Consider the following 9,254-nt stretch of genomic DNA (forward strand, 5'->3'; position numbering starts at 1 on the left):
TGGTGTCGAAGATGCCGGGCGACTGGTGGCAGCGGCGCGCGAACCACCGTGCCTACCTGGGCTTCATGTGGGCCCACCCGGGCAAGCAACTGCTCTTCATGGGCCAGGAGTTCGCGCAGGGCGGCGAGTGGTCCGAGGCGCACGGCCCGGAGTGGTGGCTGCTGGACGAGGGCTACTGCTCGGCGGGCGACCACCGGGGCGTCCAGGATCTCGTGCGGGACCTCAACACGCGGTACCGGGACACCCCGGCGCTGTGGCAGCGGGACACCGACCCGGGTGCCTTCCGGTGGGTGATGTGCGACGCGGCCGACGACAACGTCTTCGCGTTCCTGCGCTACGACGAGGCGGGCACCCCGCTCCTCGCGGTGTCCAACTTCTCCCCCGTCGTCCGCCACGACTACGCCCTCCCGGTGCCCGGCGAGGTCCCGGTCTGGCGGGAGGCGCTGAACACGGACGCGGCCCGGTACGGCGGCGGCGGTGTGGCCACGGGCGCGGCCGAGGGGCTGAAGCCGCAGGACGGGGCGCTGCGGCTGACGCTGCCGCCGCTCTCCACCGTCTGGCTGACACCGGCGGGCTGAGCCGCCGCGCCGGTGGGTTCGCCGAGGGGCGGCCGGGGTCCGAACGACCCCGGCCGCCCCTCGCGTCGTACCCCCGGAACCGGCCCCCCGCGCGCGGTCCGCATATGCACGCGGAAGGGCGGTTCACGGGGCCGACCGGGCGTCCAAAGATCATCGCTCGATCACGAGTTTCCGCTTCCCCTCACCGAAAGCGCTTACCTGGGCTAGATTCGTGCACCGCCGACACTGAGCCGATCGGCGGAGTCACCCTCGGTACATTCCAGGAGCAGCGCCATGCGCGACGTCGCCCTCGCTCCAGCAGCGGTCCCGCCTCCCACCGGCGGGCTCGCCGACACCGTCTTCGAGACCGCGGTCCGAAACCCCGGCCTGCCCCTGCTCGCGTGGCGCAAGAACGCCGCCGCGACCGTGTGGGAGGAGGTCACGGCCGCCACCTTGCGGGACGAGGTGGTCGCCCTGGCCAAGGGGCTGGTGGCCGCCGGGATCTCACCGGGCCACCGGGTGGCCCTGATGGCCCGCACCCGTTACGAGTGGACGGTGCTGGCGCACGCCCTGTGGACCGTGGGCGCGGAGATCGTCCCGATCCATCCGACCTCCTCGCGGGAGCAGGTGGAGTGGATCCTGCGGGACGCGTCCTGCGTCGCCGTGGCGGTCGAGGACGAGCAGGGGATCATGACCGTCGGCACGGTGTGCGCGGCGCTGCCCCGGCTGAAGCACGTCTGGCAGCTGGACGCGGGCGCGCTCGCCGAACTGGCCGAGCGCGGCGCCGAGATCCCGCTGACCACGGTGGAGTCGCTGCGCCGGATCGTGCTGCCGGACTCCACGGCGGCCATCGCGTACACCTCGGGCACCTCGGGGCGTCCGCTCGGCTGCGCCCTGAGCCACCGGGGCCTGGCCTACCCGTGCGACGTGCTGCTGGCCGGCTGGGGGCACACCGCGGCGTCGCCCGGTGAGCAGCCCTCCGTGCTGGCGTTCCTGCCGTTCTCGCACGTGTACGGGCTCATGGTCATGCAGATGTGCCTGCGGGGCGGCTTCCTGATGGCACACGAGCCCGAGATGACCGAGGAGGCGCTCGCCTCGGCGCTGGCCACCTTCCGGCCGTCGTACCTCTACGGCGTGCCGTCGGTCTTCGAGAAGCTGTACAAGACCTTCCTGCGCACCGCCCAGCAGGCCGGGCGCGGGGCGGTGTTCGAGCGGGCGGCCGAGACGGCGCGGGACTTCGCGGAGGCCCAGGAGCGGGCCCGGCTCGGCACCGGTCCGGGGCCGGGTCTGGATCTGCGGCTCCAGCACGCCCTGTACGAGCGGACGGTGTACCGCAAGCTGCGCGCGGCCCTCGGCGGCCGGGCCCAGCGCGGCACCTCGGGCGGCTCCTCGCTCAGCCGCGACCTCTCGCTGTTCTACGAGGGCATCGGGCTCTACCTCCACGACGGCTACGGCCTGACCGAGACCAGCGGCGGCATCACCATGCAGCCGGTGGGCCGGGAGAAGACGGGGACGGTCGGGCTGCCGCTGCCGGGCACCGAGATCGAGGTGGCCGACGACGGGGAGATCCTGGTGCGCGGTCCTTCGGTGTTCCAGGGTTACATGGGCGACGAGCAGCGCACCCGGGCCGCGCTGCGCTCGGGCTGGCTGGCCACCGGGGACATCGGACGACTTGACGGCGAGGGGTATCTGACGATCACCGGCCGGAAGAAGGACGTACTGGTCACCAGCAGCGGCAAGAGCGTGGCCCCGGCCCCGCTGGAGCAGCGGCTGCGGGAGCATCCACTGGTGCACCAGGCGGTGGTCGTCGGGGACGACCGGCCCTGTGTGGGTGCGCTGATCACGCTGGACCCGGAGTTCCTGGCGCACTGGCGGACCGCGCTGGCCTTCCAGGGCGAGCCGGGGGGCCGGGAGGCCCGCGAGGAGAACGCGCTGCGCGAGGAGCTGGCGCGGGCGGTGGCCTCGGCCAACAGCGCGGTCTCGCGCGCGGAGTCCATACGGGTCTACCGGGTGGTGCCGGAGCCGTTCGCGCCGGACAACGGGCTGCTGACGCCGTCCCTGAAGCTGCGCCGGGACGCGATCGTGCGGCACTTCGCGGCGGAGATCGACGCGATGTACGAGGCCCGCTCCCGTGCCGCGCGGCGCTCGCGCCCGCAGGAACCGGCCGACTGGGACGACTCGGACAACGTGTTCCGGTAGACATCACCGGTCACCGGGTGGACGCGTAGTCCTGTGAGCGAGGGGAACCCGCAGCAGGGAAAGTGACCGGTCGACACGACCGCCCCGGGTTTTCCGGGGCCGGGGACGCGAGATGGCGAGCGAGCCGCGCTGGGACGGGACACCGCCCTCACAGGAGACGCACGAGCGTGTGTTCTCCTTCCCGGGCGAGCTGTCCAACGTGACCGGGGCGCGGCTGGCCGCGGAGCGGTTCCTGCGCGTCCTGGCCCTGGACGAGCCGCCGCGGGCGCCCGAGTACTGGGACGACATCCTGCTGGTGGTCACCGAGCTGGCGGCCAACGCCATCCAGTACGCGCCCGGTCCGTTCGGGCTGCGGCTGCGCCGCACCTTCGACGGGGTGCACGTGATCATGCACGACACGAGCACGGTCCGGCCCGAGCCGCGTCCCTTCAGGCCGAGCACGGGCGGGGGCGGGATCGGCTGGCATCTGCTGCACACGCTGTGCGACCAGGTGAGCGTGGTGGTGGACGAGGACGGCAAGGACATCCACGCGTTCCTGCCCTGGTGAGGTCCGGTGGCCTGCCCTGATGAGGCCCGGTGGTCCGCTTCCCGGCCCGATCCCGGTTGCCGCCGCCGTCCCGGGGGCAGGGTGATGCCCATGTGTTCGGCTGACGTTCAACTGCCTGCCCCGCCCGGCTGGCACAACGGCCCGCAGCGCGGTGGGATCGGGGTGTGTGGTGGCAGCGGTGCAGGGCAGGCGGACGGCAGTCGGGCCGGTCCGCCGGGAGCCGCAGAAAGGGATGAACACCGTGACACGACCCAGGATTCTGGTGATCGGCGCTGGCTTCGCCGGCGTCGAGTGCGTTCGCCGTCTGGAACGCGAACTCGCGCCCGGGGAGGCCGACGTCGCGCTGGTGACGCCGTTCTCCTATCAGCTCTACCTCCCCCTGCTCCCCCAGGTCGCCTCCGGGGTGCTCACCCCGCAGTCGATCGCCGTCTCCCTGCGCCGCAGCCGCAAGTACCGCACCCGGATCATCCCGGGCGGTGCCATCGGGGTCGATCCCGAGGCGAAGGTGTGTGTCATCCGCACCATCACCGACGACGTCGTCAACGAGCCGTACGACTATCTCGTCCTCGCCCCGGGCAGTGTGACCCGCACCTTCGACATCCCGGGCCTGACCGAGCACGCCTTCGGGATGAAGACGCTCGCCGAGGCCGCGTACGTCCGTGACCATGTGATCTCCCAGCTCGATCTGGCCGACGCGAGCGACGACCCCGCCGAGCGCGAGGCGCGCCTGCAGTTCGTCGTCGTGGGCGGCGGTTACGCGGGCACGGAGACCGCGGCCTGTCTGCAGCGCCTCACCCACGCCGCGATCCAGCGCTATCCCCGCCTCGATCCGAGCCTGATCAAGTGGCATCTGCTCGACATCGCGCCCAAGCTGATGCCGGAGCTCGGGGACCGGCTGGGCAAGCAGGCGATGAAGATCCTGCGGAACCGGGGCATCGACGTCTCCCTCGGGGTCTCCGTCGCCAAGGTCACCGAGGACGAGATCACGCTCACCGACGGCCGGGTACTGCCCAGCCACACCCTGATCTGGACCGCCGGCGTCGCTGCCAGTCCCCTGGTCGGCACCTTCGACGCGGAGACGGTGCGCGGGCGGCTCGCCGTCACCCCGGAGATGACCGTGCCGGGCCACGACGGCATGTTCGCCCTCGGCGACGCCGCCGCCGTCCCCGACCTCGCCAAGCACGAGGAGGGCGCGATCTGCCCGCCGACCGCCCAGCACGCGATGCGGCAGGGCAAGGTGGTCGCGGACAACGTCATCGCCGCCCTGCGCGGGCAGCCGCTCAAGCCGTACGTCCACAAGGACCTCGGGCTCGTCGTCGACCTCGGCGGCAAGGACGCCGTCTCGCGGCCGCTCGGCATCGAGCTGCACGGCATCCTGGCCCAGCTCGCGGCCCGCGGCTACCACTGGTCCGCGCTGCGCACCAACGTGGCCAAGGCGCGCGTGCTGGTCAACTGGATCCTCAACGCGATCGCGGGCGACGATTTCGTACGCACCGGCTTCCAGGCCCGCAAGCCCGCCAAGCTCAAGGACTTCGAGTACACCGACAGCTATCTGACGCCCCAGCAGGCGCGCGGCGAGGTGGAACGGGCCGAGGCCGAGGGCCGGATCGAGGGACGGGTCGGGGGGAAGGCCGTCGAGGGCTCCTGAGGCGGCACCGGGGGCGCCCCGGGTCCCTGACGTGCGGCGCCCCCCGCCCGGCGAAGGCGAGCGGCGCCGCACGTCGTGACATGCTGGTGTGCGGATCATGTTCCGGCACGGAAGAAAGAGCGCGGCGGCGTGAAGGCAGTGGGACGTGCGGTGCGCGTACGCATGTGGGACCGGCTCTCCGCGTCCGATCCCGGGCTGTTGCGGCTGACCGCGGGGCTGCGCACGGTGATCGCCATCGCCATGACGCTCGTGGCGCTCGGGCTGCTCCGCTTCCCGGTGCCGCAACTGGTCGCGGGCGCCATGGCGGCGATGTCCGCGACCTTCGCCGTACGGGAGGTCGACCGGCGCCCGCAGGTGATCACCCTGGCGCTGTGCGTGCCCGTCGCGTTCGCGGCGGTGTCGCTGGGCGCGGTCCTGAACCAGTGGCCGCTGGTGAGCGACATCTGCTTCCTGCTGCTCATCTTCTGCGCGGTCTACGGGCGGAGATTCGGCGACCGGGGCACCGGGCTCGGTCTGATCGGCTTCCAGGTCTACTTCCTGTCGCTGTTCGTGCGGGCCACGGTCGACCTGCTGCCCTCGCTGTTCGTGGTCATCTCGGTGGCGTTCGTGTGCAGCGCGCTGGCCCGGTTCGTGCTGCTGCCGCAGACCGCCGCGGGCACCCTCGACCGGCTGCGCCGGGCCTTCCGCGCCCGCCTCGGACTGCTGATCACGAGCCAGATCGAGCTGCTGGACGCCGGTCCCGAGGACGTCGACAAGGTCCTGGGCGATCTGCGCACCGGCACCGCGCGGCTGCACGAGACGGCGCTGATGATCCAGGGCCGGCTGGAGCAGGGCACCACCGACGAGGCGGTGGCACGGCGGCTGCAGCGCCGGATCGCGGAGGCCGAGATCGCCGCCGAGCGGCTCGGGCTGCTGCTGCTGACCGCGCGCAGCGCCGAGCGCACCGACACCCTCACCCTGCATCTGCCGGGCGCCTCGCTGCCCTCGCGCGGTCAGCTGCCGGTGCGCGACGAGGCGCGGGCCACGGTGCGCCGGGACCTGGAGGCGCTGCGGCTGCTGGTGCTGCGCCCGGCGGGCGAGGCGTCGGGCACGGCGCTGGCCCAGGTCCGCAACCGGCTGCTCGGCTACCGCGAGGCGGAGAACCTGCCGAAGGCGACCCCGCCGGTCCAGGACGTGTTCCGGGGCATCGGTGAGGCGGCCCGTGCCGTGCTCGGTCTGCGGACCGCGCTGGACGGCCCCCAGGACGAGTCGGACGACAGCCCGGCCACCGCCCGCTCCCGCGAGGAGCTGGACGCGGAGGAGGCGGGCATCGAGGGCAGCGAGGAGAGCGAGGAGGACAAGCCCGACGAGTCGGGCCTGCACCGGCCGACCACCCGGGCGGCGATCCAGGTGGCCGTGGGCTCGGCGCTGGCCATCGCGGGCGGCGAGCTGCTGTCCAGCCAGCGCTGGTACTGGGCGGTGCTGACCTGCTGGATCGTGTTCATCAACACGGCCTCCACCGGGGAGATCCTGGTGAAGGGCTACCGGCGGCTGCTCGGCACGATCCTCGGCGTGGTCGCCGGTATCGGACTGGCCGGTGTGGTGGGACACCACACCTGGACAGCGTTCGTGCTGGTGCTGGTGTGTGTGTTCGCCGTGTTCTACACCGCGCCCCTGTCGTACACGCTCATGTCGTTCTTCGTGACGGCGGCACTGGGGCTGCTGTACACGCTGTTGAACACCTACAGCATGGGGGTGCTGCTGCTGCGGATCGAGGAGACGGCGCTCGGCGCGGCCTGCGGGATCATCACGGCGGCGGTGGTGCTGCCGGTGCGCACCGACCGGCGGACCAACGAGCTGCTGGTGGACGTCCTGGACAAGCTGGCCGACGCGACCCGGGCGGCGGTGGACCAGCTCAGCGGCCGACGCCACTTCGACCTGGTGGACAAGGCGCGGGACATGGACCAGGCGCTGGCCGATCTGCGCACCGCCGTCCAGCCGCTGACGCATCCGATCACTCCGCTGCGCTCGCGCCGGGACACCGCCCGCTATGTGCTGGCGCTCCTGGAGACGTGCGCGTACCACTGCCGGGCGCTCGCGGCCACGGCCGAGCTGCTGCCGAGCCACCCGTCGATCGCCGAGGACCCCCGGCTGAGCGGGGTGTCCGCGCGGATCGTGCACAACATCGAGGCGATCGCCGAGCACGTGCGCGACCCGCACTCCCCCGCCGCGATCGAGACCGGGCCGAGCATCGCGTCGATGCTGGAGCCGGGCACCTTCGGCACCCCGCGCTACGGCCGGGTCACCGACCGCGTGCTGCGTCATCTCCAGCGGCTGGACGAGTCCGTCTCGGGCCTGGCGCGTCCGCTCGGCGTGCCGGTCGAGAAGCCGGACATCGGCCAGAGCGAGAAGGCCGACAAGGGCAAGAAGGGTGAGAAGTCCCGGAAGGCGGAGAAGTCCGGGAAGCCAGGGAAGCCGGGTAAGCCCGGGAAGGCCGACCGTCCGGAGAAGGCCCGTCAATAGGCGCGTTCCGTCCGGCAGTTGGCCTGGCACCCCCGGCCACGCGTCAGCGCAGCGGTACGACGGCGGTGACCCGCTTGCCGCCGCACGGCAGCCCGGAGACCCGTACGTCCCGGGCGAGCAGGCACACCAGGGGCCAGCCCCGGCCGCCGGTCCGGCAGCGGTCGGCCTCGCGGAATCCCGCCGCGCACACCGGGGGTTCGTCGCTGCGGTCGCTCACCGAGAGCCGTACGCCCGCGCTGTCGACGGCCACCTCGAAGCCGGTGATCCCGCCGCCGTGCACGATGGCGTTGGAGGTCAGCTCGGAGACCACCAGCAGGGCGTCGTCCAGGGTCTCGTCCGCGCACGGCACGGCCCTGGCGCGGCAGTGCTCGGTCAGCTCGCGCCGTACGGCGCTGCGCGCGTCGGCGGGGCGGTAGGCCGGGGTCCGGGGTCCGCCGCCGGGCTCCGTGGCCGGGCCGGGGGTGTGCTGCTGCCGCTCGCGCATCATCCTGATCCCTCCCTCACGGAAAGTCCCGGCCGTCCCGTGGCCCGAGTGCGCCGGTCTCTCTTTCCGCCTGACCTGTCGTGCCGGTGTCAAACACCGTCGGTGCCGATGTCATCACCGGGCCCCGAAGGGGTAGGGGACGGGTATGAGCGATGTGGTGGACGCGGACGAACTGTTGCGGCGCATCCGGCGGGGCCGGGACGTGGCCGCCGAGGAGGAGCGGGTCTGGCGGGAGCGGGCGCAGAGCCTGACGGCGACCGATCCGGACCGGGCGCGGGAGGCGGCCGAGCGGGCGCGGACGTACGAGGTGGTGGGCACGGTGCTGACGGAGATCATCACGCCGGGCGCGATCACCGTCCCGGAGCCGGGGGCGGGCGGACCGATGGGGCCGGGAGTGAGGCGCGTCACGTGAGCGGCAGCGCGGAGGGATTGGCCGCCGCGCCGGAAGGTGGTTTATCGTTCACGCATACGTGGCGACGGAGCGGCGCGGGACTTTCCCGGTGTGCCCTTCCGCGCTTCACGTCTGACTGCCCTGGCTGGTTTCCCCCGTCCAGCCAGGGCTTTTCTCTGCCCGCGTGCCGGTGTTCCGGCGAGGTGCCGGGCCCGCCGAGGTGCCCGGTGGGGCGGTAGCGGCTCCAATGGGCTTAGGGCCTTTCTTCCGGATCAGGCCGACTCGGGCCGACGGCGCCTTGCGACCCCGGCAAGATCCGGAAGACAGGCCCTGGGGCCGGTTGCGGGGCAGACGGGACGTTCGCAGCGGGCTCGTGGGACAGCACTCGAGGGACAGCACCCGAACCGCCGCCCGGTGAGGAGCCCCGCGTATGACCAAGGCGATAAAACTGCTGACCGCCCTGCCGAGAGCACAACGCGAGCGGCTGATGGAACTGGCCGAGGAGGTGTCCTTCCCGGAGGACACCCGGATCTTCGAGGCGGGCGGGGTCGCCGACCGGTTCTGGGTGATCCGCTCGGGGGCTGTCTCGCTGGACCAGCAGGTCACCTCGCACCAGCACGTCACGGTGGCCACGCTCGGCGCGGGCGACCTGCTCGGCTGGTCCTGGCTGTTCCCGCCGTACGAGTGGGACTTCGGCGCGGTGGCCTTCAGCAACGTACGGGCCTACGAGTTCGACGGGCCCTCCGTGCTCGGGGTGTGCGTGGAGGACCCGCTGCTCGGGCTTTCGCTGGTGCGCACGGTCGCCGAGATCCTGGCCCACCGCCTGGAGACCACGCGGGGCAAGCTGATGGACCAGTACGCGATCCGGCGGACCACACCGCTGTGAGGGGTCAGACGCGGTAGCGGCGCAGCGCGGGGACGGCGGC

The 9,254-nt window shown here is 72.6% G+C and carries 8 protein-coding genes; 7 read left to right on the forward strand and 1 reads right to left on the reverse strand.

Features of this window, described 5'->3' with window-relative positions; genetic code table 11:
* From GTW40_RS21585 to GTW40_RS21605, 5 genes are all read left to right on the forward strand, one after another.
* Window positions 1–578 (forward strand): alpha amylase C-terminal domain-containing protein (locus GTW40_RS21585; protein ID WP_202486233.1); only part of this gene is annotated, 578 nt, incomplete at its 5' end.
* A 273-nt stretch (window positions 579–851) separates the two neighbouring features.
* Complete coding sequence (locus tag GTW40_RS21590) at window positions 852–2,756, forward strand: AMP-dependent synthetase/ligase (RefSeq protein WP_161181843.1); 1,905 nt, start codon at window positions 852–854, stop codon at window positions 2,754–2,756.
* A gap of 112 nt (window positions 2,757–2,868) precedes the next feature.
* A complete protein-coding gene (locus GTW40_RS21595; protein WP_161181844.1) occupies window positions 2,869–3,303 on the forward strand; it encodes an ATP-binding protein in 435 nt (144 codons plus the stop codon).
* A 232-nt stretch (window positions 3,304–3,535) separates the two neighbouring features.
* Entirely contained in the window at window positions 3,536–4,951 is a 1,416-nt protein-coding gene (locus tag GTW40_RS21600; protein WP_161181845.1) for an NAD(P)/FAD-dependent oxidoreductase, read from the forward strand.
* Window positions 4,952–5,113: 162 nt separating this feature from the next.
* Window positions 5,114–7,453, forward strand: a complete 2,340-nt coding sequence (locus GTW40_RS21605) for an FUSC family protein (RefSeq protein WP_161181848.1) — start codon at window positions 5,114–5,116, stop codon at window positions 7,451–7,453.
* A 43-nt stretch (window positions 7,454–7,496) separates the two neighbouring features.
* Here GTW40_RS21605 and GTW40_RS21610 read toward each other — a convergent pair whose 3' ends face one another.
* Entirely contained in the window at window positions 7,497–7,940 is a 444-nt protein-coding gene (locus tag GTW40_RS21610; RefSeq protein WP_161181846.1) for an ATP-binding protein, read from the reverse strand.
* A gap of 142 nt (window positions 7,941–8,082) precedes the next feature.
* Between GTW40_RS21610 and GTW40_RS21615 the strand changes: the two genes are divergently transcribed.
* The gene (locus tag GTW40_RS21615) at window positions 8,083–8,349 is read left to right on the forward strand and encodes a hypothetical protein (protein WP_161181847.1); all 267 of its coding nucleotides are present in this window, start codon (window positions 8,083–8,085) and stop codon (window positions 8,347–8,349) included.
* Between the two features lie 409 nt (window positions 8,350–8,758).
* Window positions 8,759–9,214, forward strand: coding sequence for a cyclic nucleotide-binding domain-containing protein (locus tag GTW40_RS21620; protein ID WP_018546040.1), 456 nt, complete (start codon window positions 8,759–8,761; stop codon window positions 9,212–9,214).
* Window positions 9,215–9,254 lie beyond the last annotated feature (40 nt).

This window comes from Streptomyces sp. SID4985 (assembly GCF_009863025.1).
In the GTDB taxonomy this organism is placed as follows: domain Bacteria; phylum Actinomycetota; class Actinomycetes; order Streptomycetales; family Streptomycetaceae; genus Streptomyces.

Coding starts and splice junctions, on each gene's coding strand:
- GTW40_RS21590 (WP_161181843.1), top strand. CDS start 852: ATGCGCGACGTCGCCCTCGCTCCAGCAGCGGTCCCGCCTCCCACCGGC.
- GTW40_RS21595 (WP_161181844.1), top strand. CDS start 2,869: ATGGCGAGCGAGCCGCGCTGGGACGGGACACCGCCCTCACAGGAGACG.
- GTW40_RS21600 (WP_161181845.1), top strand. CDS start 3,536: ATGAACACCGTGACACGACCCAGGATTCTGGTGATCGGCGCTGGCTTC.
- GTW40_RS21605 (WP_161181848.1), top strand. CDS start 5,114: ATGTGGGACCGGCTCTCCGCGTCCGATCCCGGGCTGTTGCGGCTGACC.
- GTW40_RS21610 (WP_161181846.1), bottom strand. CDS start 7,940: ATGATGCGCGAGCGGCAGCAGCACACCCCCGGCCCGGCCACGGAGCCC.
- GTW40_RS21615 (WP_161181847.1), top strand. CDS start 8,083: ATGAGCGATGTGGTGGACGCGGACGAACTGTTGCGGCGCATCCGGCGG.
- GTW40_RS21620 (WP_018546040.1), top strand. CDS start 8,759: ATGACCAAGGCGATAAAACTGCTGACCGCCCTGCCGAGAGCACAACGC.